The sequence below is a fragment of the Thermobaculum terrenum ATCC BAA-798 genome (genome assembly GCF_000025005.1).
GTDB classification, from domain to species: domain Bacteria; phylum Chloroflexota; class Chloroflexia; order Thermobaculales; family Thermobaculaceae; genus Thermobaculum; species Thermobaculum terrenum.
In genome coordinates this window covers 983205-1009928 of sequence record NC_013526.1, presented here as the reverse complement: position 1 = coordinate 1009928, position 26724 = coordinate 983205, and the positions used below count along the sequence as shown (strand labels likewise).

Genomic DNA, 26724 nt, shown 5'->3' with positions numbered 1-26724 from the left:
CCGCGAGGGCGTGTCGGCACACAGCCTCGATGAGGACCTGGTGCTCTATCCAGACGGGGGAGATCAGGCATTCCTGCTCAACGCCACCGCCGCCCGGGTGTGGCAGCTGCTGGACGGGCGGACATCGCTGCTGGCAGCGTCCACGCGGATAGCGGACGAGTACGGTGTCGATCCGGATGAGGCCCTGGGCGATGTCCTCGAGCTGGCGGAGTACCTCCGGGATGCCGGCCTGATACTCACGGACGGATGCGTGCGGGGGGCGGAGGGATGACTTCTCATGCAAGCCAGGTTAGCTGCAGGCCCTCCACCATCGAGCTCGAGTACGACGCCTGTGGCTTCCACGCCAGGATAGCCGGCCCCTGGGAGTTGCTCTCCCCTCTGCGCGGGATCCTGCCCGTGCGGGCTACCCGCCAGCTCAGTGGCACCCTGCCCCACGCCAGTTACGAGATAGGTTGCGCAGATGGAGATGGGCTCTGTCTGATCTTCAGAGATGGCGCGTTGCTGCAGCGCCTCGAGCTCGAAGACTTGTCGGCCTTCATGGAATGGCAGGTGGTGAACGATGCCGTGGAGCATGTAGGCCGTTGGAAGCTCCTCCTGCACGCGGGGGCGCTCGCCAGGGGTGATATGGGGCTGCTCCTGCCGGCGCCCTCCGGAGGTGGCAAGAGCACGCTGACGGTCGCCCTGCTCGAGGAGGGCTTCCGCCTGTGCTCCGATGAGCTGGCGGTGGTGGACCCCTGCACCCTGGAGCTCGCAGCCTTCCCCCGCAACCCGTGCATCAAGACGGGCTCCTGGGACCTCCTGAGGTCACGTGTGCCGTGGGCGGAAGGCGCAGCCGTCACGACGCAGCTCTGGGGCCGGACGCTCAGGTACCTGGACGTGCCCGAGCCCCTGTGGGCCAGCACCCCCGTGGTGGTGAGGCACGTGGTGGTACCGCGCTACGTGCCGATGGCCTCTCCCAGCCTCGAGAGCGCCAGCAAGAGCGAGGTGCTCAGCCTGCTGCTCTCGCAGTCCTTCAGTGCTCGTGCCCTGGGGGCGATCGGCGTGGCCGCGGCCGCCAGGTTGCTTGAGGGCACGGAGTGCTACACGCTGCGCTACAGCGACCTGCGCGATGCTGTTGCATTGATAAGAATCATCGGCGGGTGCTAACTCAACCTCTTCGTAACCTTCTCGCAATAGAGGCTTCACACCCTGCCTCTAACATCATCCTTAGTTCACACAACCCCTTGCTGTTGTGCAGGGTCCCGAGGAGATCTGATATGCAGGAAGCATTGGAGCTGCCCTTACTCGAGCGGAGTGACCTGAGGCTTTACGCCATCTGCAAGCGCGCGCTTGACCTGGTGGGCGCGGTCCTGATGCTCGTGCTGCTGTCGCCGGTGATGTTCATCTGCGCCGTCCTCATCAAGCTGGACTCTCCTGGGCCCGTGCTCTTTCGCCAGCAGCGCGTCGGCCAGGGCGGCAGGCTCTTCACCTGCCTCAAGTTCCGCACGATGTACGTGGACGCCGACCAGTCCCTGCACAAGCAATACGTGCTGGCGCTGATGGCTGCCGAGGGGGATGATAGCCTGCGCGATGAGCATGGCCTCTACAAGCTGCCTAACGACCCCAGGGTCACCAGGATCGGCAGGTGGCTGCGACGCACCAGCCTCGATGAGCTACCCCAGCTGTGGAACGTGCTGCGAGGGGAGATGAGCCTCGTGGGGCCAAGGCCCCCCATCCCATACGAGGTGGAGCAGTACAAGCCGGAACAGCTTGGAAGGCTTACCGTCAAGCCGGGCATCACCGGCCTATGGCAGGTCAAGGGCCGCAACAGGACTACCTTCGAGCAGATGGTGGCCCTGGACCTAGAGTACGTACGCAGGCGAGGGCTCATGCTGGACCTGTGGATCCTGCTCATGACCCTGCCGGTGGTCCTGCTGGCCAGGGATTGCAGGTAGCTTGGATTCTGTCCGAAGGGAGAGAGGTTATGGAGGGAGACCTGAAAGTTGGTATCGTAGGCTTCGGTTACTGGGGGCCCAAACTCGTTAGAAACTTCGCTGAGATGTCCGGGGTCATCCTGGAGTGGGTAGTGGATCTGGATGAGGCCAAGTTGGGCAAGGTGCACAGGGACTACCCAGGCGTCAAGGTCACGACAAGCGTGGGCGAGATGCTCGCCTCAGATGTCGATGCCGTGGTGATCGCCACCCCCATACGTACCCACTACAAGTTGGCCAGGCAGTCCCTGCTCGTCGGCAAGCACGTCATGGTGGAGAAGCCCCTGACCGATAGGTCCGAGCACGCCGAGGAACTGGTGTCCATCGCCGATCGCCTGGGCCTGGTCCTCATGGTGGGCCACACCTTCGTGTACAACGGGGCCATCCAGGCGCTGCGGGAGATCATCGCCAGTGGCGAGCTGGGCGACATCTACTACGTGGATTCCGCCAGGCTCAACCTGGGGCTGTTCCAGCCCGACATCAACGTGCTGTGGGACCTGGCGCCTCATGACGTGTCCATCCTGCGGTACATCCTGGGCATGGAGCCGCTGTCGGTGAGCGCCCACGGCAGCGCCCACGTGCGCCCCGGGGTGCACGACGTGGTGTACGCGGAGTTCGCTTTCCCGCACAACATACTGGCCCACGTGCACCTGAGCTGGCTGGACCCCTGCAAGGTAAGGCGCGTCACCGTGGTCGGTAGCAGGAAGATGGTCGTGTGCAACGACGTAGCGGACGTAGAGAAGATACGCATCTACGACAAGGGCGTCGAGCGTACCTACGTGACCGACAAGTTCAGCGACTTCCACTTGGAGTACAGGTACGGGGGCGTGCACATCCCGTACGTGCCCTTCCGAGAGCCGCTGGCCGTGCAGTGCGAGCACTTCGTGAGCTCCATCCGCCACGGTACCACCCCCACGACGGACGGCAGGGAGGGCCTGCAGGTGGTCCGCATCCTCGAGCAGGCCGATCGCTCCCTGCAGGAGGGGGGCGTCAGGAAGCCCCTGATGGGCCTCCTCGATGGCTCGCGCCTAGTGGGAGCCGGCAAGGACGGCATGGCCGTATCGGGGGTGGCACATGGCCACTGAGGTGATCCTGCCCAAGCTCGGCATGAACATGGAGTCGGCCAGGATACTGCGCTGGCTCAAGCGCGAGGGCGACCACGTGGTGACGGGTGAGCCTCTGGCCGAGATCGAGACCGACAAGGTCAACGTCGAGCTGGAGGCGGAGGCGGCAGGTGTCCTGCGCAAGATCCTGGTACCGGAAGGCGAATACGCCGACGTCAACCAGATCGTGGCCGTCATAGCCGCCCCGGAAGAGGATATCTCCGAGATCCTGGCGCGCGCCACCATCTCCCCGCAGGGCGCAGGGGCCCACGTGGAGCAGGTGTACGAGTCCTGGCACCACGCTCCACAGGACAGTCCCTCGGAGGAGGCCCCGCGCAAGCTGGACCCTCGCGCCATAAGGGAGAGGTTGAGGCAGCGGGGAGCCCTCCCCGCCACGCCCGCGCCGGAACCCTCGCGCACCCGCATCGTCATCTACGGTGCTGGCCTGGGGGCCAAGCAGCTGCTCGAGGTCACCCGCCACCTGGACACCATCGAGGTCGTGGGGCTCATAGACGATAACCCGGACATGCGGGGCGGGGAAGCTGGAGGCTACAGGGTGCTCGGTGGGTTCGATGAGCTGGCCCGCATAGCCGCTTCGGGTGAGGTGGATGGCGTGGCCCTGTCCTTCCATTCCGAGGTGAGGCGCAGGGTGCACAGGCGCATCGCCCAGGAGATAGGTCTGCGGATCATCCCCCTGGTGGATCCCAGGGCCATAGTCGGCATGGGCGTGACCATAGGGGACGGTGCGCTGGTGGAGGCCGGCGCAGTGGTGGGCCCCGGGACGACGATAGGCGAGGGGGTGATAGTCGACGTGGGGGCGGTGGTGGCCCACGACTGCTACCTGGGGGACTTCTCCCACCTCTCCCCGGGCTGCGTGCTCTCCGGAGTGGTCTCCCTGAGGGAGAACGTCCTGGTGGGGGTGGGAGCGGCCATCAACTCCACCGTGAACGTTGGGCGCAACGTGATCATAGCTCCCGGCGCTGCGGTGATGAACGACGTGCCGGACGACGTGGTGGTCAGCGGGGTGCCGGCCAAAGTGATCGGCGAGAGCCGTAGAGGAGAAGCGTGATGAAGGACGAACTTATCGGCTACTACCAGCAGATGCTGCGCATCAGGAAGTGTGAGGAGAAGATCGGCTGGCTGTTCAGCCGCGGCCTGACCATGGGCACCGCCCACCTCTCCATAGGGCAGGAGGCGAGCGCCGTGGGCGTGATCGCGGCCTCCCGGCCCGAGGACTACGTGGTGAGCACCCACCGAGGCCATGGCCACCTGATAGCCAAGGGGGCCGACCCAGCCAGGCTCATCGCCGAGATATGCGGGCGCGAGACGGGCTTCTGCCGTGGCAAGGGAGGCTCCCAGCACATCGCGGTGAAGGAGATCAACTTCCTGGGCACCAACGGTATAACCGGGGGAGGCATCCCCGTGGCGACGGGCGCGGCCCTCACCGCCAAGTACAGGCGCACCGGGCAGGTGGTGCTGTGCTTCTTCGGCGACGGCGCAGCCAACCAAGGCACCTTCCACGAGTCGCTCAACATGGCCTCCGTGTGGAAGCTCCCGATAGTCTACGTGTGCGAGAACAACGGCTACGCGATGTTCACTCCCAGCTGTGACGTCACGAGCGTGCGGGACGTAGCGGTCAGGGCGGCAGCCTACAACATACCGGGCGTCACGGCCGACGGCATGGACGTGAGGGTCGTCCGGGACGTGGCCGCGGTCGCCATCAACCGAGCGCGCTCCGGCGGGGGGCCCACGCTCCTGGAGCTGAAGACCTACAGGTTCTGCGGTCACTCCAAGAGCGACAACGGCACCAAGTACCGCCCTCGTGAGGAGATCGAGGAGTGGTCCAGGCGCGACCCGATAGCTAACCTCCGGCGCGACCTGCTGGAGATGGGCGTGCCCGAGATGCTGCTGATCGATATCGAACGGGAGGTGCAACAGGAGATGGATCTCGCGGTGGAGCACGCCCTCGCGGCGCGCTACGCCGAGGAGGAGGCCCTCGAGGGAGTGTACGCTGCAGCCGAGCCCGCGACCTCAGCTCGCAGGGTCGGCGTGCTGACGGGAGCGGCCCGATGGTAGCCCCGGCCACCATGGAGATGTCCTATAAGGATGCGCTGTACGAGGTGCTGCGCAGCGAGATGGAGGCCGACGACTCGGTCGTCCTCATAGGCGAGGACTTCGCCAACGGCGGTGCCTTCGGGGTAGCCGGCGACCTCCTGGAGAGGTTCGGCCCCGAGAGGGTCATCCGCACGCCCATCTCCGAGAACTCCTACGTGGGCGTCGGGGTGGGCGCGGCCATGACGGGCCTCCGCCCGGTGGTGGAGATCATGTTCATGGACTTCATCACCCTGGCGATGGACCAGCTGGTCAACCACGCGGCCAAGATCCACTACATGTACGCCGGCCAGTACTCGGTGCCCATAGTCGTGCGCACGCCGGCCGGCGCGGGTAGGGGCTACGGCGCCAGCCACTCGCAGAGCCTGGAGTCCTGGCTCATCCAGGTGCCCGGGCTGAAGGTGGTGGCTCCCAGCAGCCCGGCGGATGCCGGCGGCCTGCTCCGCAGCGCCATATGGGATCCCAACCCGGTCGTGTTCATAGAGAACAAGCTGCTGTACCCCAAGAAGGGTCCTGTGCCCGAGGGCATACCGCCGGTGCCGCTGGGCACCGCCAAGGTGCTCAGGAAGGGCGAGGACGTGACGATCGCGACCTATGGTCGGATGGTAGAGCACGCCCTCGAGGCCGCGGCTGTCCTCGAGCCCGAGGGCGTGAGCTGCGAGGTGATCGACCTGCGCACCCTCAAACCCCTGGACGTCACCACGCTGTCCCGCTCCTTTGGGCGCACCCACCGGCTCGTGTGCGTGGAGGAAGGCACGGGCGGGGTGGGCGCTGAGGTGTGCTCCCGCCTGGCGGAGACCGCCGGGGCGCTTGGGGGGAGGATGATCCGCGTGGCCGCCAAGGACAGCCCCATACCGTCCGCGGGACCGCTGGAGGCGCGGGTCGTGCCGCAGCTTGAGGACATCATTGAGGGCTGCCTGAGCAGCCTAGAGGGTTAGCCAGAAAGGAAGGAATTATATGGAGCTTGATACAGTGATAGCAGTACCATTCGTTGATCTGCGAGCTCAATACCAGTCCCTAGAGGCAGAGGTCCTGGAGGCGATCAGGGACGCCCTGGAGAGCATGGAGCTGCTCCTGGGGCCGAACGTGCACGCCTTCGAGCAGGAGTTCGCCGACTACTGCGGTGTCAGGCACGCTATCGGCGTCGCCAACGGCACGGATGCGCTCTATCTGGCGCTGAGAGCCTGTGGCGTGGGCCCGGGAGACGAGGTGATCACCGTCTCCCACACCTTCATAGCCACCGTCGAGGCCATAGTCAACGTGGGCGCGATCCCGGTGTTCGTGGACGTGGATCCGGACACCTACACCATGGACCCCTCCAAGATCGAGGCCGCCATCACGCCACGCACGCGGGCGATACTGCCCGTACACCTCTACGGCCAACCGGCGGACATGGACGCCATCCTGCCCATAGCCCATCGGCACGGCCTGGCGGTGATCGAGGACGCGTGCCAGGCCCACGGCGCCACCATCAGGGGGCGCAGGGTCGGCAGCTTCGGTGACGCCGCGGCCTTCAGCTTCTACATGGGGAAGAACCTCGGCGCCTACGGCGATGCGGGTGCCGTCACCACCAACTCGCAGGCGCTGGCTGAGTGCGTGCGCAGGCTACGGGACCACGGGTCGGTGCGCAAGTACGAGCACGTGGAGATGGGGGTCAACTCCCGCCTGGACGAGATCCAGGCGGCCGTGCTCAGGGTAAAGCTCAAATACCTCGATGACTGGAACGCGCGCAGGCGCGCCCACGCGGAGGCGTACGCGCGCGTGCTGAGCGAACTGCCAGTGGTCCTGCCGACGGTGCGTCCCGGTGTGGAGCATGTCTGGCACCTCTACGTGATCCAGGTCGATGAGCGGGACAGGGTGCGCGAGGTGCTCGCTCGCAGGGGGGTGTCCACCGGCATCCACTACCCCATCCCCGTGCACCTCCAGAAGGCCGCCAAGGGCGTGGGGAGGCTGGCCGGCGACCTGGCAGTGACCGAGCAGGTGGCCAGGAGGATACTCTCCCTGCCGATGTTTCCAGAGATGAGTGGAGTGCAGGTGGCCTACGTTGCGGACTGCCTGCGCAGAGTTGTAGCCCAGGAGGTAAGCACAGTTGTCCAGTAGTACCTATCCCTATGATTACATACCCCTCATGCCTCCCACTAACCAGGGAAGGGACCCGTACGTGGAGTTCATCACCAGGTGGTGGTGGCTGCTGCTTATAGGAGCCATCCTCGGGGGGCTGGCGGCTATGGCCTACCTGCGTTACGGCCCTGTGCCCTACCAGAGCACGGCCTACATCCAAGTGCAGCAGACTGGTGCTACCCTCACCAGCGATGTCAACCAGAGCCAGCAGGCGGCCGAGAACTTCGCGGCCGAGTTGTCCTCCCCCTACGTCCTTGAGCAGGTCAGCAAGGACCTGGGAGTCAAGGGGATCGCGATGTCGCAGGCGCGGCTCCAGGTGGCTCTGCAGAGCGGTAAGGTCGACGTATCGACCGTGCGCAACTCCAACTTCGTACGCGTCGTCGTGAAGGACCCCGACCCCAACAGGGCCAGGACGATCGCCAACTCCTTCAGCGCGGTGGCCGTCAGGGTCGTGAACGAGCGCGCCAGGGAGAACCTCGACTCCAGGATGCAGGAGCTGCAGGACCAGATCAACTTCACCCGGGACAAGCTGCTCAACGCCCAGCTGCAGAGGAAGCAGCAGGACCTGCAGCAGCAGATAGCCGATGCACAGAGCAGGCTGCTGCAGCTACAGATGTCCTACCAGGAAGAGTTGCAAAGGCAGCGCGAGGCCGACAGAGGCAACCCCTCCGCTGGGACGGACACCACTCTGCAGCAGCTCAGGCAACAGTGGCAGCACACGTTGATCCAGCAGATAACGAGCATCCAGAAGAACATCGATGACCTGAACACGCAGCTGCGAGACGTGCAGGTGCAGATCCAGAAACTACCTAGCAACACGGATCCTACCGTGTCCACAGCCCTGGCCGACGCTTACAGCCAGCAGCTGCAGAGCCTGACTAACCAGTATGCTCAGCTGCAGCTTGACGCACACAACGCCGTCTCACCCCTCGTGCAGTACGGCGACGCCTCGACGCCAATAGTCGCCACGAGCAAGAAGAAAATGCTTCTCTTGGGCCTGGCCGGAGGCGTATTACTCATGGCGGGGCTAGCGTTCCTGATAGACAGCATCAGGCGTAGGCGCAAGCGGCAGCATGGGGACGAGGACGACGTGGACGTCGACAAGCTGATCCAGGCGCTAGAGAGGGCCGGCGTGCCTCGTGAGGCGCTCAACGGCAGCGCCGCCGTGAAGGCGGAGGAAAGATGACCCTGGCGACCGAAGCCCTCAGGGGGCGCCGAGCCTCAGGAATGAACCTGAGGCTGATCCTGCTGATGGTCGTCCTGGCGGCGATGGCCATCAGCCTGGTGCTGCCCATCCCCGGCAAGCAGCAGGGCAGCCTGGTGCTTGGCCTGTGCCTAGCCTCCATCCTGCTGGTTCTCAATTCCCCCGCGTGGGCGGCCATGCCCGTACTGCTCACGGAGATGACCCTCTCCTCCTACTACGTAGGTGATCTGGGCATGAGCCTCAGGCTGCTAGTGGTGCTGCTGGGGTTCATCGTGTCGCTGCCCATGCTCAGGCGAGTGTCTCTCTCGGATCCCCTCTGCCGCAGGGTGCTGCTGCCGGCGCTGCTGCTGCTCGTGATCGCCACTGCGGTCAATGCCCTCTACTCCGAGTCCGACTACGTGATCAAGTACGCCCGCTACCAGACGACCCAGCTCCTGGCGATGGTGCTGATCATAGCGGTTGTCGCCACCGTGCGGGACGTGAAGAAGCTGGCGACGGCGCTCTGCCTCATCACGGTGGTGGTCTCGATAGCCTCTATCTTGCAGCACTACGCACCCAGCATTGCTCCCTACGGCTTGGGTGATGCCAACACCGTGCGGGATTGGAAAGGTAGATCGATCGGGTTCAGCTCCAGCCCCGTGACGCTGGCCAACCAGATAGCCTTTGTCGTCATGCCTCTCATGGGTGTGTTCTTCTCGAGCGCGGTTGGAGTCGGCAGGAGGAGGATCCTCGCCCTGTTTGGGATACTGCTGCTGGTAGGAGGACTGAACTTCTCGTACACCCGCTCGGCCTTCTTCGCGCTCGCGCCCGCCACGGTCGCTCTGGCACTGTGCCTGAAGGGCAGGGTTCGGATAGCGCTCCTGGCGATGGTGCTGCTGGCGGTGGTGGCATTCCAGCTGCTGAGGGGCACAGGACTGATAGGTTCCAGGTACTACAAGACGGCCGAGGACGATCGCAGCGCCGCCTCCCATCAGGCGCTCTGGGACGTGGGCTTCGCCATAGCGATGGACCACCCGATACTCGGCATAGGGCACGAGCACTTCGAGGAGGTCTCGGCCCAGTACGTCGATGAGCTCAACACTAGCGCCGACGCTGCCGGGGGGACCAGCGCCGTGGGCAAGGAGAGACCTCACAACGACTTCCTCAGCGTGTGGACCTCCTGGGGCATATTCGCCCTGCTGGCCTACCTGGCGCTCTTCTGGGGGATGATCCGGAACTACATGTCAGCCCTGGGCCACTCCGACAGGCTGATCAGCGGCCTGGCTGCGGGCTGCGTAGGGGGAGTCGTGCTCTATGCCGTCAACTCCGCCTACCATAACTACATGGACAGCAGCTCGGTGCTCTGGATCTATGCGGGCTTCTCTGTGGTGCTGGCGCGTCTTGCGCGCCTGGACAGCCTGTCGAGGCTGTACGCCGCCTACCTGGCCAGGCAGCGCAGCCAGCAAGAACCCTTGGGGAGGTGAAGATGTACACGATCCTGTATCCCGTCAACGAGCTGAAGATAGGCGGGGCGGAACAGCAGCTGCTGGAGCTGGTGAGGGGGCTCGATAAGTCCAGGTTCCATCCCATAGTCGCTCCCCTCTACCCGGGAGGAGCACTGGAGCCGGAATTCAGGGCGGTCGAGGGGGCGGAGGTGATCGACCTCCACCGCGGAGGCAAGTACGACCTGTCCCCCCTGTGGCGTATAGCCAGGATATTGGTGGAGCGCAGGGTGGATATCGTGCAGCCCTTCCTGACTCCCTCCACCTTCTTCGGGTTGTTGCCCGCCTTCCTCGTGGGCGTCAGGGTAAAGATCGTTACCGAGAGGTGCGGAGTCCGCCGGCGACGGGGAGCGGGCTACAGGACCTACCGCGCGCTCGAGGACGCTATGAGCCGTTACGCCGACGTGCTGATCCCCAACAGCGAGGCGGGCAGGCAACTGCTGATCGAGCGAGGGCTGCCCGCCTCCCGCATCAGGGTGATCTACAACGGCATCAACCTCGAACGCCTCTCCCCCAACCCATCCGAGGTCGCCGCCATAAGGCGGCAGCTAGGGGCCGGCCCGGGCTCCAAGGTGGTGGGGATGCTGGCCAGCCTCACGCCGGCCAAGGGGCAAGATGTTCTCCTGCGGGCCGCCGGCGCCCTCTCGGAGGGCCGTCCGGAGCTCAGGTACGCCCTGGTGGGCGATGGCCCCCTGCGTGGTGAGCTCGAGGCGCTCGCCCACAGGCTAGGGCTGTCCGATCGGGTGGTCTTCTTTGGGTACCGCCGTAACGTGGCGGACTTCCTGGGAGCCTTTGACCTGCTGGTATCCGCCTCCAGGGACAACGAGGGCTGCTCCAACTCCGTGCTAGAGGCGATGGCGCTGGGGCGACCCGTCGTGGCCACCGACGTCGGCGGGAACAGGGAGCTGATCCGCGACGGGGTGACGGGCTACCTGGTGGAGCCCGACGATCCCGCGTCCCTGGCCGCGAAGCTGTCGTGGCTCCTGGGGCACTGGGCGGAGGCCACCGAGCTGGCCGAACGGACGCAGCGGATGGTGAGGGAGTCCTTCAGCCTCCAGCACATGGTCAGGCAGTACGAGGAGATCTACATGCAGCTCATGGCGCGCAAGGGGGCGCCCACGGCTGCGACTTTCGCCCGCAACCTGAGCGTCGGGGACGATGCGTAAGCTGCTGCTCGTCGCCCTGGCCGGCTGTGTCGCGCAGCTCATAGATGGTTCCCTGGGCATGGCGTACGGAGTGACGTCCACCACCCTGCTGCTGGTGGTGGGGATGTCGCCCGTCCTGGCCAGCGCCAGCGTCCATCTGGCCGAGATCGGCACCACCCTGATCTCCGGGCTGTCCCATGCCAAGTTCGGCAACGTCGACTGGCACGTGGCCAGGAGGATAGCCCTGCCAGGGGCGGTGGGGGCTTTGTCGGGCGCCCTGCTGCTTGGCAGGCTGCCTGTACACCTAGCCAAGATCTGGGTGTCCGCTTTCCTGTTCTGCCTGGGATGCTATCTAATTCTCAGGTTCCTGCTGGGCAGGGGTATCCCGCACGGGGCTGATCCCTCCACCAGGACCCTGGTGGTCACAGGCGGCGTGGCGGGGTTCCTGGACGCCATGGGGGGAGGTGGGTGGGGTCCGGTGGCCACCCCCACCCTGATGGTGGCCTCCCGCATGCACCCCAGCAAGGTGGTGGGGACGGTGGACACGAGCGAGTTCCTGGTGTCCTGTGCTGCCAGCCTGGGATTTCTGCTGACCATTAGCTCAGGAGGCATAGCCTTCCCCATCGTTGCCTGCTTGCTCCTGGGCGGGGCGATCGCCGCCCCCGTCGCGGCCTGGCTCGTGAGGCATATGCATCCCAGCTTGTTGGGGGTAGCTGTAGGGGGCCTGATCCTGCTATCCAATGCCCATACGATGCTCGAGACCTTCAGGCTGCCTGGTGTTGCCGCCCTGACCGCCTACCTGCTGGTAGGGGGCTTGTGGCTGGTCGCCCTGGCCGTGGCGTCTTGCGCTGTGCTGGTGGAGAGGTTCTACTCCAACCTGCAGCGAGGCCTCGAGATCTGAACGCGAGCTCAGCTTACCATCAGGTGGGCGGCTGGCATGGGCTCTCCCGGGGAGTACGCGTCCAGCTCGAACTCCTCCAGCAGGCTCATTACTCGCATCTCATCCTCCGGAGATACCTTCTCTCGCCACTTGCGCACCAGCCAGTGACGCCTCTCGGCATCTCGGCTCTCCAGCACCTGTTGCGTCGCCTGGTCTGACTTGTACTTCACGTGTGAGGGCTTGTCGATCCACCTCAGCATCCGATCTGGATAGGGGAGCCCCAGTCGGGAGCAGACATACTCCACGATCCTCTGGGGCTCCTCCACCATCTGCTCGTAGGAGATGACCACCCAGTCATCCTGCCTGTGGCGCAGCGGCACGCTCGTCTGCAGGCACCATGAGAGCACCCCGCACTCGAGCTTATCGCCGTGCCTGATGACCTTCTCGGCCGCCGCAAGCTGCCTGGCAGTGAAGTGGTCGGCGTACTCCGTGCGCAGCATGGGCAGCAGCGTGGGATAGGACTCTCTGGATAGCGCGACCGCTATGGGGTGCCGGATGAGGTAAATTATCCTGCCGTTGAATTTGTCCGCAAACCAACGCAGCCTGTGCTCGCAGCCATGAATCATCTTGAACACTATGCGACGCGTCACCGGCCGGTAGTACCTGGATACAGGGTTGGGGTCCATGAAGTGCAGAGACCCCCGACAGAAGCCATCGAAATACGCCGCGATGGTCGGCATGTCGGCCGACCTGTAGAGCTGCACCCACTCGGTCAACCCCGAATGGGCACGCACGAACGGGTTGCGCAGGTCCAGGGGTTCATCACAGGTCTTGAACCCGGGTTGGGTCTGCACCAGCTCCATCAACCAGGTGGAGCCGCTGCGGGGCAGCGAGAACAGGAATATGTTGTGGCTGCCGTCCGGTCGGTGGATGCTCAGGAAGCTCTTGGCCACCTTCCGCGCCCTCGAGCGCAGGTTCGGTGATCCACGATCTGGATGGATAGTCGATTGCAGGTACGGCCTATCGGCCGCGGCCGTCCTCAGGTCCGTGCTGGTCAACTTGCATACCCCCTTGTGAGCTGTCTTCCTTAGGGTATGCCCTTGCTGTTGAGGATAAGGTAGGTTTTGGTGGTTAAAACCCTGAGATCTGGGCTCCCGCCTCCTCCACGGGCGCGAGCTCCTGCAGGAGCACCTCCTTCAGCTTGCGCCTGTCCCTGAGCACCTCCTCCGGGTATCGGCAGCATCGGCCCAGGGCGCGCTCGATGTACTCGTCCGTGCTGCATATGTGCCGCGCTGGTAAGCCCGCCACCACGGTGTTGGGCGGTACGGATCGCGTGACGGCGGCTCCCGCGCCCACTATGGCCCTCCTGCCTATGCGTATCCCAGGCATGAGGATGGCCCTGGCGCCGATGAAGCAGTCGTCCTCTATATCTATCCGCCCAAAGCGCATCAAGCCCCTGTACTCGGGTTGCCTTCTGAACACCCAGGTGGCGCCGTCGTGCGTGAGGAAAGCCACATCGTGGGAGATGGTGACGTTGTTCCCTATGCTTATCAGGTAGGGCTCGCTGCCGAACCTGGGCTTCCCCATGATGCGCACGTTCTTGCCCATCCGCAGTCCCTGCCTGACGGCGCTGCTACCATCCACCTGTTCCTTAGGGATGCAAGCCTCCGAAGCACGGCCACACCTCCGCTGTCCGTACCTGTGTATGATCTTTCAGTCTAGTAATGTGTGGTTTACAAAAGGTATAGATAGTTGTGGGGGTTGGTTGCGATCGATTGCCGGTGGGTGGGCCCTGACACGGTGGTGGCTGAACCCTTTCTCAACCTGTCGTAGACCTCTGGATAACTGGCTGCAACTAATATGACACTGGATTGTGGAAAACTCGCAGCAAGGAGTGCAAATGGCTGTTGATGAGCTCGTGCCTGTGTCGGTTGCGGAGGCGGCAAAGGGTAGGTCCCCCAGAATGGTGATGATCAAGCCCACCAGTGGTTGGCACCTGATCGACCTGCGGGAGATGTGGAACTACAGGGAACTCATATATTTCCTGACCTGGCGAGAGGTCAAGGTCAGGTACAAGCAGACGGCGATCGGCGCCGCCTGGGCGGTGTTGCAGCCCCTGGCGATGATGATCGTGTTCCTGCTGTTCTTCAATAAGCTGGCGAAAGTGGATTCGGGGAACGTGCCCTATCCGGTGTTCGCCTACGCGGGACTCATGCCATGGCAGCTGTTCTCCAGGGCGATCACCAGCGCGGCCTCCAGCCTGGTCAACGATCGGCGCTTGATCACCAAGGTCTACTTCCCTCGCATCATCGTGCCCTCCGCCACGGTGCTCGCGGGCATGGTGGACTTCGCGGTCTCCACCGGCTTGCTAGTGGTGCTCATGGTCATCTACGGGGTGACTCCGGGCACTAGCCTGCTGCTGGTCCCGCTTGTGCTGGTGCTCATGCTGGTCACGGCTCTGGGGGTGGGCTTCTGGCTGTCGGCGCTCAACGCGGAGTACCGCGATGTGGCCTACACGATGCCCTTCCTCAATCAGTTCTGGCTGTTCATCACGCCGGTGGTTTACCCCACCAGCCTAGTACCCGAGCAGTGGCGCCTGCTGTATGGGCTCAACCCCATGGCTGGGGTCGTGGAGGGGTTCCGTTGGGCGGTCACGGGCGTCGGTCCATTGCCCTGGCAGTTGATGGCGATGTCGGCCGTCGTGGGTGGAGCGATCTTCCTGAGCGGCATGGCATGGTTTCGCCGGTGCGAGCGCACCTTCGTTGATGTTATAGGATCTGGAGGTTAGATCAGGTGGGAGAGTTGGCTATTCAGGCCCATGGACTGGGCAAGAGGTACTTTATAGGTGAGAGGCAGCGGTACAAAGCCCTAAGGGATACCCTTGCGCAGAGTATGTCTATTCCCATCAGGGCCATCGGCACCCTCGCTGGTCGAGCTCGAGGCTCCGTTGGGAGCAAGTATCGCCCGGAGTTCTGGGCCATAAGGGATGTATCGTTCGAGATCAAACAAGGCGAGGTTGTCGGTATAGTCGGCCGCAACGGTGCGGGCAAGAGCACGCTGCTCAAAGTGCTCTCCAGGATCACGGAGCCCACGGCGGGCTATGCCATGATCCACGGGCGCGTGGGCTCATTGCTCGAGGTGGGCACGGGCTTCCATCCCGAGCTCACCGGCAGGGAGAACATATACCTCAACGGGGCGGTCCTGGGCATGCCGAAGTCCGAGATCGAGCGGAAGTTCGATGAGATCGTGGAGTTCGCCGAGGTCTCCAAGTTCCTGGATACTCCTGTCAAGCACTACTCCAGCGGCATGTACCTGCGGCTGGCGTTCGCGGTGGCTGCTCACCTAGAGCCTGAGATCCTGCTGGTGGATGAGGTATTGGCCGTGGGTGATGCGGCCTTCCAGAAGAAGTGCCTCGGCAAGATGAGCGATGTGGCGAGGGCAGGGCGTACCGTGCTCTTCGTCAGCCACAACATGGAGGCGATACTCAACCTCTGCCAGCGCACCATCCTGCTGGAGAGTGGCACGGTGTCCGCCGATGGTGACACCCGGCAGGTGATAGAAGGTTATCTAAAGGCCGTTATGGAGAGCGCGTCCATCCCGCTTGCGGAGCGCACGGATCGCAAGGGCAACCAGAGGCTGAAGTTCACCGGAGTTACCGTGGTGGACGCGGTCACCGGGGAACCTCTCCCCCAGCCCATGACCGGCCAGGCCATCAAGCTGCTGCTGCACTACCGATCCTCGGATGGCAGGCCGCTGCGCAACGTGCACGTCTCGATGCCCATCCACGGCATGTACGACGAGAAGCTGTTCCACCTGGCCTCCAACACCAGCGGGAGCGACTTCGAAGAGGTACCACCGGAAGGGACATTCGAGTGCTTCATCCCCCGTCTGCCGCTTCAGCCCGGCAGGTACACCTTCAACGTGTACTCAAGGGTGGGGTCAGACTTGGCCGACTGGGTGCAGGGGGCTGGCATCCTCGACGTCGCGCCGGGAGATTTCTTTGGATCCGGGCGCCTCCCACCGGCCAATCAGGGGTCGGTGCTGGTCGAGCATCGTTGGCAGGTGTCCGCGCCGGAGCGGCTGTTCGTGCTCAGCGGCGATCCCGGCCTGTAGGCTCTGCCGCCGCTAGCTGCCGTGGATCTGCCTGTACTCCTCGTACCCGATACCCAGGAAGCCCGTGATTATCTCACAGGCCGTGGCCATCCACGTCAGCCTCTTGATCGCCCTGACCTTGCCCTGCAGCAGCAGCGATGGCGCTAGCTTGAGGCTCTCCCTCAGCAAAGTGAAGCCCGCTCCCATCACCAGGCTGCGCATGCTCCGCCTGAGGTTGGGGGGCAGCGCCTTCTCGCACCGTACCCTCGTGTTGCCTATGCGGTAGGCCCTCCTGATCACCCAGGAAAAGTTGCTCCGGCTTGGAGGTATGGACTCCCAGACCACGCTGCGCTCGCACCATACGATCTTGGATCCAGTCCTCTTCAGCCTCAGAGAGAGCAGGGTATCGGAGCCTCCGGTCAGGGCGAAACGAGGATCGAACGGCCCCTCCACTCCCGCGAGCACTTGCCTCCTGATGAGCACGTTGGCGGTGTGCGCCGAGCGGATCTCCTCCCCGGTTTTGGCCCACCTCTTCTCAAAGAACCCGCCGTCGACGACCCAGGCAGGCGGCTTGCCCTCGAACTCTGGGATGACGGAGCCTGCGACGACGTCGGCGTTGTGGAGTCTCTGGGTTTCCAGCAGCTCATCCAGCCAGAAGGGGTCGGCGTACTCGTCGTCATCGATGAAGGCGATGAAGTCACAGTCTTTGGCCAGGGAGACTGCGCGGTTGCGGGCGTAGGAGATGCCTCTGATGGGCTCGACGTCGTAGGTGATGGGCCATTTGGAGAGGGTTTGGAGTTGTTGGACGATGGGTTGAGCGGAGGCTGAGGGGTCGTTATCGACGACGAAGATGGAGATGTGGGGTGTGGAGGAGAGTCTGAACTGGAGGAGTTGGAGGGACTGGAGGCATCTGTGGAGGCCTTTGGGTCTCTTGTAGGTGATCACGCACACCCCAACGGTAGCAGCAGCGGCTGCTCGCCCGGTGTCAAGAAGCATCTTGCAACTTGCATTAGCCGACATATGTACACCTTCGAACATAATATCATGCTTCTGTGTACGATATCAGTGTACATGTAGACGGTTAAGATTGTGTTGAGATATATATTAATACAGAGTGGTATTTACTTACTGCTACGGTGTGTTGTTGGGCGGCTGCCTATCGTATTCGCGATATCTATGGCCCAGGAGTCCCGCTAGGATACCAATGCTCGTGAGAAGCCTGCCAAGGATCTTGAGCCTGGTTGCAGTATCTGGAACGATCAGCCGAGGTGTATGCGGTAGGGTCAGTACTAGGGAAAGCAGTGCTTTGGCTGCAACTCTGTGCATTCCTTTACGTATGTTGGGGGGAAGCAGGGCCTCGCACACGGCTATAGTATTGCCCTCTCTGTACTTTCTTTGCAGGTACCACTTAGCAGTCGTGCGTTCCAAGGGGATGTGATCCATCACCAGGGCTTCATCACACCATACAAGCTTGCACCCTCGTCTGGATAGCTGCAAAGTCAATAATCGATCTGAACCACCGGTGTTTGCTAGCCTTTGGTCGAAAGGACCTGGGATCTCGAACAGCTTTGAGGTACGCACCAGGCAGTTGCAGGTGCTCGCCCAATCTATGCGCTCGCCTGTAGGCATCCTGCGTTTATGGAACAGCCTGCTCGTCAAGGCCCACTCAGGAGCCTGAGGATCGAGCACCGGCAATGCAGGCCCGGCCACAAGATCCGCCTCGAATCTCCTCTGCGCCTCCAGCAGATGTACTAGCCAATCCCTGTGAACGGTCTCGTCGTCGTCGATGAAGGCTATAAAGGTGCAGCTTGCCGCTAATCGTGCTGCCTTGTTGCGGGCAAAGGGTATGCCCTTCCTGGGTTCGATGCAGTAATGGAGGGGGAAGGTTAGGATTGGGCTTAGGGTTTCCACTACGCGCTTTGCTGATGCAGTTGGGTCGTTGTCCACCACGAATACCTCTATCTCCGCATCTTGGGGGATGCGGGCTTCTCCTAAGCTCCGGAGGCATCTCTCCAGAGCTTGAGGGCGCCTATACGTTGCTATGCAGATCCCTACCTTCATCTCCTTGTGGTTATCTCAGGTAGCTTGCTCGTTCGGAAACTTAAGCCGTTTGTCAAGGACCTTAGTCTCCTGGTGACCCCCAAAGGAGAGATGCTGATAGCCAGCATCCTGAGAGATGGTGCTAGGTATCCCCACTTGTGTGCAGTCAGTACTAGGCGCAATGCATCTATGGCGTACGCTCTGCTCTCAGCGTTTTGCCCGCTTATCCAGGCCATGTGCGATGCACGCAACTGCAGGTTGACTCTTATGCTGGGGTGCAGCTTGCCATGTCTTCGTGCTACCTCTGGATCACTGAGTAGCTCTCTTAACACCTGAGTATGTGTTGCTAGCATAGTCTTGGCTAATTTCTTACCTGTGATGCTGTCTGCATGCACTCTGTAGATAGCTATGGGTGTGTCGACGTAGCCGACCTTGTAATGCCTGGCTATCCGAAGCCACAGCTCCCAATCTTGTCCGGTCGGCAGGTCCGCCCTGAAAGCTCCCACCGTCTCCAGAGCCGCTCTCCTCACCAGGGTGGTGGATGTGGTCATATAGCTGTAGAACAGCAGCTTGGCCATCTCGTCCAACCCGGCGCGCACGTAGTCTCCCCCTGGCCAGGGGGATCTGCGCACCCCTATGGGGTTGCCTCCCTCGTCCACCTTGATCGCCTGCCCGTACACCAGCCCGATGTCCGGGTCGGCATCCATGATCTCCGCCTGCAGCCTTAGCCCCTCCCCCGCTATCAGGCAGTCGTCGGAGTCCAGGAACCTCAGATACCTCCCGTTGGCGGCCATTATGCCCGTGTTCCTTGCGGCACCAGCACCCTGGTTCTCCTGCCTGATGTAGCGTGCTGAGGGAAGCGCGGACTCCACCACAGCCCTTATGTCCTCGGTGGAACCGTCATCGACTACTATGACCTCCCAGTCCTCCTCCATGATGTCTCCTAGCGACTCCAGGCATGCCCGAAGGTAGCGAGCGCGATTGAAGCACGGGATTATTACCGATATAGATGGTGCAATGGGCATTGAGCGGTTGTTCCACCTCCTCGCACGTGTTCCCTGGGCTATTCTCGGCACTCGGCATTGAGCATAGGTTGAGATTTGGTTCACTTTGGGGGTTGCGGGAAAGCGATGGTGCTCAACGCGATCTTTACTTGGACTCAACGGGCCCTAGACTGCCGAGGACTAAACTGACCGTGTAATCCCCAAAGGGAGGCTGAGTTGACCGTAACTAACACAGGCAAGCCCAAGGTGTGCGTGATCAGCGAGGATCTGTCCGGCCCACCGGACGAGGGCGTGAAGAAGTTCACCTGGGAGATCAGCAGGGCGCTGGCGGAGATGACCGAGATCAGGGTGATATCCACGAAGGGTCCCGTCCAGCTGCCGGGAGTGCGGCTTGTGCCCACGAGCAAGACCTTCCTGAGCTATCGACTGCGGAGGGAGCTGGCTGCCTTCGGGCCCGACCTCATCCTGTACGCTGCCAGGGGATCGGCCACCTTCTTCTCGATACTCAGGGCCAGGTTGCTGCAGACCTACAGCCCCCGGGCCAGGGTAGCGATGCTCGCCCTGCAGACCAGGTACCACAGACCATGGCAGCGACCGGTGCTCAGGCTGCTGGCGCCGGGGCCGCTTTGCGCCCAATCGCAACCCAACAAGATCTATCTCGAGGGGCTGGGACTCGATTGCATGCTGCTGCCCAGCGGCATCGACACCCACACCTTCGCCCCCCTGCCGGAGCCTGCCAGGTCGGAGCTAAGGGGCATCTACGGCCTGGACGCGTCCAGGCCGGTCGTGCTCCACGTGGGCCACCTGGTGAGGGGAAGAAGGGTGGAGGTGCTCGGGGATCTGGCGCGCCGGGGGTTGCAGGCGGTGCTGGTGGTCAGCTCCAGCATGGCCCAGGACGATGAGCTGGGCAGGGAGCTGGAGGCGGCGGGCGTAAAGCTGATAAGGGACTACGTGCCTCGGGTCGAGAGCCTCTACCAGATGGCCGACTGCTACCTCTTCCCCGTGGAGTCGACGGACAACGCTATAGAGGTGCCGCTGTCGGTGCTGGAGGCCATGTCGTGCGACCTGCCCGTGGCCACCACCAAGTTCGGCGGCCTGGTGGAGCTGTTCGGCGAAGGCCCCCACCAGGCACTGAGGTTCTGCAGCTCCAGGGAGGAGCTGCTGCAGGCGACGATCCAGCTCGCGGCCGAGAGGCCGGGGGGCAACAGGGCGCTGGTGGACAGGTACTCTTGGTCCCGCATAGCGGAGATGTTGCTGGAGCGCTGCCTGCACCGGGGCGCCGAGGCAGGCGTTCAAAATCGATCAGGGCAAGCATTGCAGGAGGTGAGAGAAGCATGAGCGGTGGAACCGCGTTGGTCACAGGTGGCTGTGGGTTCGTGGGCCGGCACGTGGTAAGCCGGCTGCTAGCTGAGGGATGGGATGTGTGGGTGATCGATAACACCTCCACGGGCAAGCCTCCGGAAGGGTGGGTCCCGGCGGTGCGCACGATCCGTCGGACCGATGGCGCTGCGACCTACGTCTGTCCGGGCGGTGCCAGCTTGACCTTCATCCCGGGCGATGTCCGACAGGTGCTGAGGGCAGCGATCGATGCCCGTATGCTGCCTCCCTTTAACCTGGTGTGCCATCTGGCCGCCGTGGTGGGAGGCAGGATGAAGATAGATGGAGACCCGCTCGCGGTGGCCACCGACCTCTCCATAGACGCCGAGTTCTTCAACTGGGCGATAAGGGCCAATCCCGATCGGGTGCTGTACGCCAGCTCGAGCGCGGCCTACCCTGTAGACCTGCAGGAGAGCGAGGGGCACGTGGCCCTGAGGGAGGACATGATCGACTTCGAGCGGGGGCGCCTGGGCATGCCCGACATGACCTATGGCTGGGCCAAGCTCACGGGTGAGTACCTCGCCAGGATCGCAGCCCAGAAGTACGGCCTGCATGTGGCCTGCGTCAGGCCGTTCTCGGGGTACGGCGAGGATCAGGATGAGTCCTACCCTGTGCCCGCCATCGCCGCGAGGGCAGCCCGCAGGGAGGATCCACTGACCGTGTGGGGCTCCGGCCAACAGGGCAGGGACTTCGTGCACATCGATGACTGCGTGGAGGCCATGCTCAGGGCCGTGGAGGTCATAAGCGACGGCAGCGCGGTGAACATAGGCTCCGGCAAGCTCACCACTTTCCTGGAGGTTGCCGCGATGTTCGCGCGCCTGGAAGGCTACGAGCCCGAGATCAAGCCCCTGGTGGACAAGCCCGTGGGGGTGCAGGCGCGCTACGCCGACCCGTCCCGGGCAAGGCAGCTGTTGGGCTGGGCTCCCTCCATCAGCCTTGAAGAGGGCTTTAGGAGGGTGCTCGAGGCCGCAAGGCGGCGCCATGCCTCCCCCCTGGAGGTCGTCTAGATGATCGCGCTGACCCTCCCGAGCAGCAAGCTATCGAGAGAGCTGGAGGTGTTCGCCAGCCTGCACGCCCACGGAGAGCTGGCCCCACCCCCGGATGATCTCTCGGTGCAGCCCCTGGTGCGGTGGCTGCGCAGGAACAAGTACCCGCTGCTGGCCCTGTCCCACCGTGCCCCCAGCTGGTTGCGCGAGGATCCCGACTTCCTGGATGCCCTCTGTGAGGAGAGGGCCTGGTACGATACCCAGCGCGGGGAGTTCGAGCTCGCGCGCCTCGCCTGGCTGGAGCGGGGCGTCAGCTGCCTGATGATCAAGTCGGCCGGTAGCTACCCGTCCTTCCCGCACACCAGCGACAACATAGACGTCCTGTTCAGGCCGGAGGAGGCCTACGTCGCCCGAGAGGTGCTCAGGCAGATGGGGTACGTGGAGGTGCGCAACGTCGAGGAGCCCGGCAAGTACCTATTCCGCAGGTTTCACGACGGCAGGTGCGTCTCGGCCATACACGTGCACGAGCGCATAGCCTGGTTCGTGGGCTTCCTCGATGACGCCCTCGTCTGGGAGAGGATGAGGCCCACGACGGATGATCCCGGCGTGAACGTGCCTTCCCCCGAGGACGCCATCCTGATCAACCTGGCCCACGCCTGTTACGAGAACAAGGAGCTGCGCCTGGTGGATGTGATGAGGGTGCGGCACGCCCTCGAGTCCGCGCCTCAGATCGACTGGGGCTACATGCTGGACGTGGCGGGCCGCCGCGGCTGGAAGGAAGGCCTGGCCTTCATGCTACTGGTGTCCTCCTGGGTGGAGCACGCCATGTTCGGTCACAGCTTGGTGCCCCCTGGCCAGCTCGAGCGGTTCGAGCAGGTAGCACGGGCGCGCCCGCTCGTCTGGAGGCGGCTGGAGGCGATCAGGTCCTCGGCGAGCGTCGATCTGCCCCTGGATCTCTCCTACCCGTTCTGCAAGGTGCTGTACTACGGCAAGATAATGTCCGATCTCGAACGCTCCCCCAGGGAGAAGGTCGGAGACACCCTGCTCACGCTCCTGTGGGGACTCAAGCTGAAGTCCGGCATAAGGCCACAGGCGGGGATGGTGGTCAGCTTCAGCGGGATCGATGGCTCCGGCAAGACGGCCCACGCCAGGGCTCTGGCCGAGGCGTTCTCCCTGTGCGAGCTGCAGGCCAGGTACTTCTGGTGCCGGGGAGGTTCCACCGGCCTGCTGGCCCTGGCCTCCCGGGCCAGGGCGCTGCTCCGCAGGAATCGGCGCGCCTCCAACCCGGACGCCGTGCTCCGCAGGCGCAGGGAGCTGGCCCACCCGCTGCTTAGATGGGGGTGGACCTGGGGGGTGGCGCTGGACCAGGTACTCAGCTACCTGGTGGGCGTGCACCTGCGGGCCAGGACTGGCAAGATAGTGGTGTGCGATCGCTACATCTACGATGCTGCCGTGGAGGTGCTCGCCTCCCTGCCCAAGGAGGACCGCATGACCAGGGCCGCGATCGCCTTCATGCTCAGGGTCGTCCCCAGGCCTGATCTGGGCTACCTGCTCGACCTGGAACCCTCCGATGCCCGGGCACGTAAGCCCGAAGAACCCTGGCACAGCGAGCTGGATGCGGAGCGCCGGCTGTATCTGGAGCTGGCGGACAGGTTCGGCCTGCGGGTAGTGCCGGGCCGCGGGGATTTCGCCGACCTGAACGATCCCATCATCCGGGAGGCTTTCCAGATCTACATGGGCAGGTTCGAGACCTGGCTCAACGCCCTGTTCGTATCCAACCCCAGTCAGAGGAACGTGCCCGACCCAGTGTGGCGGAGGAGGAATGCTCGATGAGAGTGCTGGTGGTGACCAACATGTACCCCACGGAGGACATGCCCTCCTTCGGCACCTTCGTGCACGACCAGGTGGAGTCGCTCAGGGAACTGGGCGTGGACGTGGACGTCCTGTACTTCAACGGGCGCAAGAGCACCTGGAATTACCTGTGGGCTTTCCCCAGGTTCTGGTACAGGCTGCTGCGGCGCAGATACGATCTCATCCACGCGCACTACGTCCTGGCAGGCGTGGTGGCCCGCGCGCAGTGGGGATACAAGGTGGTGCTCACCCACCACGGTCCGGAGGTGCTGGGTCAACCCCCCTGGCAGGCGCCGCTGTGCAGGATCATGACGCCGCTCTTCGATGAGGTCATCCACGTTACCGAGGAGGTGAGGAGCACCCTTGGGGACGCGGACGGGTGGGTCATCCCCTGTGGCGTGGACCTGAAGGTCTTCCACCCCATGCCCAGGAGCGAGGCGCGGGAGCGTGCGGGCCTGCCACAGGGTGTGCCGCTCGTGCTGTGGGCCGGGGACTACTGGCGCCCCGAGAAGAGGTTCGACCTCGTGGAGAGGTCCATGGAGCACGTCAAGACCTACCTGCCGGAGGCCGAGCTCGTGCTGCTCACCGGCAAGCCCCACGATCTGGTGCCGATCTACATGAACGCCTGCGATGCGCTGGTGCTCACCTCAGACCTGGAGGGCTCCCCCATGGTCGTCAAGGAGGCGATGGCGTGCAACCTGCCAGTGGTCTCCGTGAGGGTCGGAGACGTGCCCGAGGTGGTCAGCGGGACCGAGGGCTGCTACCTGGTGGAGCGCGACCCGCAGCTCATAGCGGATGCGCTGGTGAAGGTGCTCGTAAGTCCAAGGCGTACCAATGGCAGGGAGCACATAGGGCACCTGTCGCGGGAGCACGTGGCCCTGCAGGTGCTGCAGGTGTACAGGCACGCCCTGGGCGTGAGAGAAACCGTTGAGAGGTATCCAGTACATGAGAGGTAGAGCTCGCAGGTCGATCTGCATAGTGCGCCACAACTACTATCCCGACACGCACGTGCGCAGGGATGCTGAGGCCCTGGCCCAGGCCGGGTATGAGGTGACGGTCATAGTCCTCCGACGCAAGGGGCAGCCGGCCAGGGAGGAGATCAACGGGGTGCGGGTGCTCCGCATGCCGGTCGAGCACCGTAGGGGCTCTCCCCTGCGCTACTTATGGGAGTACACCTCGTTCGCGCTGCTGGCCTTCCTGCAGGTGTCTTGGCTGCACCTCATCAAGGGGTTCGACGTGGTCGAGGTGGACAACATGCCCGACATCCTGATCTTCACCGCGCTCGTGCCCAAGCTCACCGGCACGCCGATCGTGTTCTACGTGTTCGACAACATGCCCGAGTTGCTGGCTTACCTGAAGGGACTGCCCGCCGACCACCCGGTGGTGCGGGCGCTCGGGGCCCTGGAGAGCGTGACCTACAAGCTCGCGGATCAGGTGATAGTTACCCAGGAGCTGCCCAGGAGGCTGGCGCTCTCGCGGGGAGCCGACCCCTCCAGGCTCACGGTCGTGCTGAACTCCGCCGACGATGCGGTGTTCAAGCCTCCCGAGGCCGCGAGGAAGGACCGGGACGTCTTTCGTATCGTGACCCATGGTTCCATCCTGGAGAGGTACGGCATCCAGACCCTGATCGATGCGTTGCCCATCTTCCTGGAGAGCGTGCCGAACGCCGAGCTCCAGATCTTTGGCAAGGGGGAGTACGAGCACCGCCTGCGGGAGCAGGTGGCCGGGCTGGGGCTGGAGGGCAGGGTTATCTTCCGCGGCTTCGTCGAGCTGGAAGAGCTGCTGTCCACGTTGGCGACGGCCGATGTGGGGTACGTGGGCATGCTGAACGACCTCGTGCTGCCCAACAAGCTGATGGAGTACGTGGCGCTGGGCGTGCCGGTCGTGATATCCCGCTGGGAGACCTTCGAGCGCTACTTCCCGGAGGGTGCTGTGGCGTACTTCCGACCCGGCGATCCCCAGGATCTGGCCCGGGTGCTGGTGGGGCTGCATCGTGACCCCGAGCGCAGGGCGAGCATGGTCAAGCGGGCTTCTGAGCTATATGCCCGCTACAGATGGTCGGAGCAGAAGAAGGTCTACCTGGGCGTGTACGAGGGGCTGCTGGCGGGTAGTGAGAGCGCCCCGGCCCTGGACGTGGCGAGGGAGGTCGATGCCAGCTGACTCCTACAAGTTGACCCCCGAGGAGCGCCTGCTGCTCCTGCTGGCCAGCGCCGAGCCCGGCAGCCGGGCCGATGAGCAGGCAGCCCACCTGCTGTCGCAGCCTTTCGACTGGCCGCGCCTGCTCGCCATAGCCCACAGCCAGGATGTGGTCCCGGTCCTGCCGTACAGCCCGCTGTGGAGCGCGGTGAGAGCCTGCGCGCCCCCGGAGGTGCTGTCCAACATCCAGGAGCGCAGGCTGCTGGTGATGATGGCCAACATGTCCGCGGCCGCCGAGCTGGACAGGATAGAGCGAGCGCTGCAGGATGAGGGGGTGGCGGTGATCCCGCTCAAGGGCGTGAGCCTGCTCAGGCGGCTCTACCCGGGGCTGGATGCCCGCAGGTGCGGGGATATAGACCTCCTGGTGAAGCCGGGGGACAGGGAGAGGGCCTGCGAGATCCTGCGCGCCATGGGATACTCTCCTCTCGGAGAACCCAGGCCTGGCCAGCTCTCGCATCCCTTCCACGGTGTGCCGCTAGCCAGGGCATCGGCACACGGCGGACATGTGGTGGAGCTGCACTGGAACCTCACAGACCCAAGCTTCGTGCCCGTGGACCTGGAGAGACTGTGGGCGAGGGCCCAGCAGACCCGCGAGCCTCGCGGCGAGATGAGCCTGCCATCGGAGGAGCTGCTCGTCTTCCTGGCGTTGCACCTGCCAAAGCACGACACGGGGCTCCTCAGGCTGCTGGTGGATATCGACCGGCTGGTCAGGCAGGAGCGTCCCGACTGGCAGCTGGTGGAGCGCATAGCCCGGCGCTGGCGAGCCCAGACCCTCCTGTTCTTCGCCCTGTCCCATGCCAGGGAACTCCTGGGTACGCCCGTGCCGGACGGGGTCACGCGCTCCCTGTCTCCGGGGACTTTCAGGAGGGCGGTGGTGCGCGGGCTCGCGGGGCCCCTATGGGTCCTGCGACCTCCAGCCGTGGACAACCTCCGAGCCAACCAGTTTCGCCTGGCCTACTGCCTCATGCTGCAGCCCGCGGGCAGGGTCCTGAGGGCCTACCGCACCTACCTGTGTGCCGGCGGAGGAGGCGCTGGCGGCGCGCTGCTGGGCCTTGCCCGGGGGCTCGCCTGGCCACTGGTCATAGGGTACAGCTGCCTCAGGCGCGGGCCAGGCCATGAGGGAGCCTCTCCCTGAACCGCGGGGGCGGAGCTCAGCTCGCCC

The 26724-nt window shown here is 63.9% G+C and carries 25 protein-coding genes; 20 read left to right on the top strand and 5 right to left on the bottom strand.

Translation table 11 applies throughout. The features are described 5' to 3' along the window. Window positions 1–10: 10 nt before the first annotated feature. From TTER_RS14155 to TTER_RS14100, 12 genes are all read left to right on the top strand, one after another. Window positions 11–271, top strand: coding sequence for a PqqD family protein (locus TTER_RS14155; RefSeq protein ID WP_169302710.1), 261 nt, complete (start codon window positions 11–13; stop codon window positions 269–271). After that, on the top strand, window positions 268–1146 hold the full coding sequence (locus tag TTER_RS14150) for an HPr kinase (RefSeq protein ID WP_012876731.1): 879 nt from the start codon (window positions 268–270) through the stop codon (window positions 1144–1146). The genes TTER_RS14155 and TTER_RS14150 overlap by 4 nt, the downstream gene beginning before the upstream one ends. Before the next feature lie 110 nt (window positions 1147–1256). After that, window positions 1257–1934, top strand: a complete 678-nt coding sequence (locus tag TTER_RS14145; protein WP_012876730.1) for a sugar transferase — start codon at window positions 1257–1259, stop codon at window positions 1932–1934. Between the two features lie 29 nt (window positions 1935–1963). Then, a complete protein-coding gene (locus TTER_RS14140; protein ID WP_012876729.1) occupies window positions 1964–3055 on the top strand; it encodes a Gfo/Idh/MocA family protein in 1092 nt (363 codons plus the stop codon). Then, the gene (locus tag TTER_RS14135) at window positions 3045–4142 is read left to right on the top strand and encodes a NeuD/PglB/VioB family sugar acetyltransferase (protein ID WP_012876728.1); all 1098 of its coding nucleotides are present in this window, start codon (window positions 3045–3047) and stop codon (window positions 4140–4142) included. Before TTER_RS14140 ends, TTER_RS14135 begins: the two co-directional genes overlap by 11 nt. Continuing rightward, the gene (locus TTER_RS14130) at window positions 4142–5149 is read left to right on the top strand and encodes a thiamine pyrophosphate-dependent dehydrogenase E1 component subunit alpha (RefSeq protein ID WP_012876727.1); all 1008 of its coding nucleotides are present in this window, start codon (window positions 4142–4144) and stop codon (window positions 5147–5149) included. The genes TTER_RS14135 and TTER_RS14130 overlap by 1 nt, the downstream gene beginning before the upstream one ends. After that, window positions 5143–6123 carry an alpha-ketoacid dehydrogenase subunit beta gene (locus TTER_RS14125; protein ID WP_012876726.1) on the top strand — a complete coding sequence of 327 codons (981 nt, stop codon included), beginning with the start codon at window positions 5143–5145 and terminating at the stop codon, window positions 6121–6123. Before TTER_RS14130 ends, TTER_RS14125 begins: the two co-directional genes overlap by 7 nt. 19 nt (window positions 6124–6142) lie before the next feature. Further along, on the top strand, window positions 6143–7285 hold the full coding sequence (locus tag TTER_RS14120; RefSeq protein WP_012876725.1) for a DegT/DnrJ/EryC1/StrS family aminotransferase: 1143 nt from the start codon (window positions 6143–6145) through the stop codon (window positions 7283–7285). Further along, window positions 7275–8492, top strand: coding sequence for a Wzz/FepE/Etk N-terminal domain-containing protein (locus tag TTER_RS14115; protein ID WP_012876724.1), 1218 nt, complete (start codon window positions 7275–7277; stop codon window positions 8490–8492). The genes TTER_RS14120 and TTER_RS14115 overlap by 11 nt, the downstream gene beginning before the upstream one ends. Next, window positions 8489–9973 carry an O-antigen ligase family protein gene (locus TTER_RS14110; protein WP_012876723.1) on the top strand — a complete coding sequence of 495 codons (1485 nt, stop codon included), beginning with the start codon at window positions 8489–8491 and terminating at the stop codon, window positions 9971–9973. Before TTER_RS14115 ends, TTER_RS14110 begins: the two co-directional genes overlap by 4 nt. A gap of 2 nt (window positions 9974–9975) precedes the next feature. Beyond that, a complete protein-coding gene (locus TTER_RS14105) occupies window positions 9976–11157 on the top strand; it encodes a glycosyltransferase (RefSeq protein ID WP_012876722.1) in 1182 nt (393 codons plus the stop codon). Then, a complete protein-coding gene (locus TTER_RS14100) occupies window positions 11150–12037 on the top strand; it encodes a sulfite exporter TauE/SafE family protein (RefSeq protein ID WP_012876721.1) in 888 nt (295 codons plus the stop codon). The genes TTER_RS14105 and TTER_RS14100 overlap by 8 nt, the downstream gene beginning before the upstream one ends. 8 nt (window positions 12038–12045) lie before the next feature. Here the strand turns inward: TTER_RS14100 and TTER_RS14095 are convergent, their stop codons facing one another. Together TTER_RS14095 and TTER_RS14090 are read right to left on the bottom strand one after the other, a co-directional pair. Beyond that, window positions 12046–13074 (bottom strand): sulfotransferase family protein, encoded by a 1029-nt coding sequence (locus TTER_RS14095; RefSeq protein WP_012876720.1) that lies wholly within the window; start codon window positions 13072–13074, stop codon window positions 12046–12048. 73 nt (window positions 13075–13147) lie between these two features. Then, entirely contained in the window at window positions 13148–13660 is a 513-nt protein-coding gene (locus TTER_RS14090) for an acyltransferase (protein ID WP_049823085.1), read from the bottom strand. A gap of 256 nt (window positions 13661–13916) precedes the next feature. Here TTER_RS14090 and TTER_RS14085 point away from each other — a divergent pair, with 256 nt between their 5' ends. Then, on the top strand, window positions 13917–14804 hold the full coding sequence (locus TTER_RS14085; RefSeq protein WP_012876718.1) for an ABC transporter permease: 888 nt from the start codon (window positions 13917–13919) through the stop codon (window positions 14802–14804). Window positions 14805–14809: 5 nt separating this feature from the next. Beyond that, on the top strand, window positions 14810–16129 hold the full coding sequence (locus TTER_RS14080) for an ABC transporter ATP-binding protein (RefSeq protein WP_012876717.1): 1320 nt from the start codon (window positions 14810–14812) through the stop codon (window positions 16127–16129). Window positions 16130–16141: 12 nt separating this feature from the next. On the opposite strand, the gene TTER_RS14075 is transcribed toward TTER_RS14080, so the two are convergent. The 3 genes from TTER_RS14075 to TTER_RS15160 form a co-directional block, all read right to left on the bottom strand. Further along, window positions 16142–17053, bottom strand: coding sequence for a glycosyltransferase family 2 protein (locus TTER_RS14075; RefSeq protein ID WP_169302709.1), 912 nt, complete (start codon window positions 17051–17053; stop codon window positions 16142–16144). Window positions 17054–17239: 186 nt separating this feature from the next. Then, entirely contained in the window at window positions 17240–18169 is a 930-nt protein-coding gene (locus TTER_RS14070; protein WP_012876715.1) for a glycosyltransferase family 2 protein, read from the bottom strand. Continuing rightward, entirely contained in the window at window positions 18166–19173 is a 1008-nt protein-coding gene (locus tag TTER_RS15160; protein ID WP_012876714.1) for a glycosyltransferase family 2 protein, read from the bottom strand. The genes TTER_RS14070 and TTER_RS15160 overlap by 4 nt, the downstream gene beginning before the upstream one ends. Window positions 19174–19368: 195 nt before the next feature. On the opposite strand from TTER_RS15160, the gene TTER_RS14060 reads away from it, so the two are divergent. From TTER_RS14060 to TTER_RS14035, 6 genes are read left to right on the top strand one after another with little or no spacing between them, the layout of a single operon-like run. Beyond that, window positions 19369–20490 carry a glycosyltransferase gene (locus tag TTER_RS14060; protein WP_012876713.1) on the top strand — a complete coding sequence of 374 codons (1122 nt, stop codon included), beginning with the start codon at window positions 19369–19371 and terminating at the stop codon, window positions 20488–20490. After that, the gene (locus TTER_RS14055) at window positions 20487–21536 is read left to right on the top strand and encodes an NAD-dependent epimerase/dehydratase family protein (protein WP_012876712.1); all 1050 of its coding nucleotides are present in this window, start codon (window positions 20487–20489) and stop codon (window positions 21534–21536) included. The genes TTER_RS14060 and TTER_RS14055 overlap by 4 nt, the downstream gene beginning before the upstream one ends. After that, complete coding sequence (locus tag TTER_RS14050; RefSeq protein ID WP_012876711.1) at window positions 21537–23348, top strand: nucleotidyltransferase family protein; 1812 nt, start codon at window positions 21537–21539, stop codon at window positions 23346–23348. Continuing rightward, window positions 23345–24322, top strand: coding sequence for a glycosyltransferase (locus TTER_RS14045; RefSeq protein WP_012876710.1), 978 nt, complete (start codon window positions 23345–23347; stop codon window positions 24320–24322). The genes TTER_RS14050 and TTER_RS14045 overlap by 4 nt, the downstream gene beginning before the upstream one ends. Next, the gene (locus tag TTER_RS14040; RefSeq protein WP_012876709.1) at window positions 24312–25526 is read left to right on the top strand and encodes a glycosyltransferase family 4 protein; all 1215 of its coding nucleotides are present in this window, start codon (window positions 24312–24314) and stop codon (window positions 25524–25526) included. Before TTER_RS14045 ends, TTER_RS14040 begins: the two co-directional genes overlap by 11 nt. Continuing rightward, the gene (locus TTER_RS14035) at window positions 25516–26697 is read left to right on the top strand and encodes a nucleotidyltransferase domain-containing protein (protein WP_012876708.1); all 1182 of its coding nucleotides are present in this window, start codon (window positions 25516–25518) and stop codon (window positions 26695–26697) included. Before TTER_RS14040 ends, TTER_RS14035 begins: the two co-directional genes overlap by 11 nt. Window positions 26698–26724 lie beyond the last annotated feature (27 nt).

Bases quoted from the DNA above. Each gene is read 5' to 3' on its own strand.
- TTER_RS14150 (WP_012876731.1), top strand. From the start codon at position 268: ATGACTTCTCATGCAAGCCAGGTTAGCTGCAGGCCCTCCACCATCGAG.
- TTER_RS14145 (WP_012876730.1), top strand. From the start codon at position 1,257: ATGCAGGAAGCATTGGAGCTGCCCTTACTCGAGCGGAGTGACCTGAGG.
- TTER_RS14140 (WP_012876729.1), top strand. From the start codon at position 1,964: ATGGAGGGAGACCTGAAAGTTGGTATCGTAGGCTTCGGTTACTGGGGG.
- TTER_RS14135 (WP_012876728.1), top strand. From the start codon at position 3,045: ATGGCCACTGAGGTGATCCTGCCCAAGCTCGGCATGAACATGGAGTCG.
- TTER_RS14130 (WP_012876727.1), top strand. From the start codon at position 4,142: ATGAAGGACGAACTTATCGGCTACTACCAGCAGATGCTGCGCATCAGG.
- TTER_RS14125 (WP_012876726.1), top strand. From the start codon at position 5,143: ATGGTAGCCCCGGCCACCATGGAGATGTCCTATAAGGATGCGCTGTAC.
- TTER_RS14120 (WP_012876725.1), top strand. From the start codon at position 6,143: ATGGAGCTTGATACAGTGATAGCAGTACCATTCGTTGATCTGCGAGCT.
- TTER_RS14110 (WP_012876723.1), top strand. From the start codon at position 8,489: ATGACCCTGGCGACCGAAGCCCTCAGGGGGCGCCGAGCCTCAGGAATG.
- TTER_RS14105 (WP_012876722.1), top strand. From the start codon at position 9,976: ATGTACACGATCCTGTATCCCGTCAACGAGCTGAAGATAGGCGGGGCG.
- TTER_RS14100 (WP_012876721.1), top strand. From the start codon at position 11,150: ATGCGTAAGCTGCTGCTCGTCGCCCTGGCCGGCTGTGTCGCGCAGCTC.
- TTER_RS14085 (WP_012876718.1), top strand. From the start codon at position 13,917: ATGGCTGTTGATGAGCTCGTGCCTGTGTCGGTTGCGGAGGCGGCAAAG.
- TTER_RS14070 (WP_012876715.1), bottom strand. From the start codon at position 18,169: ATGAAGGTAGGGATCTGCATAGCAACGTATAGGCGCCCTCAAGCTCTG.
- TTER_RS15160 (WP_012876714.1), bottom strand. From the start codon at position 19,173: ATGCCCATTGCACCATCTATATCGGTAATAATCCCGTGCTTCAATCGC.
- TTER_RS14055 (WP_012876712.1), top strand. From the start codon at position 20,487: ATGAGCGGTGGAACCGCGTTGGTCACAGGTGGCTGTGGGTTCGTGGGC.
- TTER_RS14050 (WP_012876711.1), top strand. From the start codon at position 21,537: ATGATCGCGCTGACCCTCCCGAGCAGCAAGCTATCGAGAGAGCTGGAG.
- TTER_RS14045 (WP_012876710.1), top strand. From the start codon at position 23,345: ATGAGAGTGCTGGTGGTGACCAACATGTACCCCACGGAGGACATGCCC.
- TTER_RS14040 (WP_012876709.1), top strand. From the start codon at position 24,312: ATGAGAGGTAGAGCTCGCAGGTCGATCTGCATAGTGCGCCACAACTAC.
- TTER_RS14035 (WP_012876708.1), top strand. From the start codon at position 25,516: ATGCCAGCTGACTCCTACAAGTTGACCCCCGAGGAGCGCCTGCTGCTC.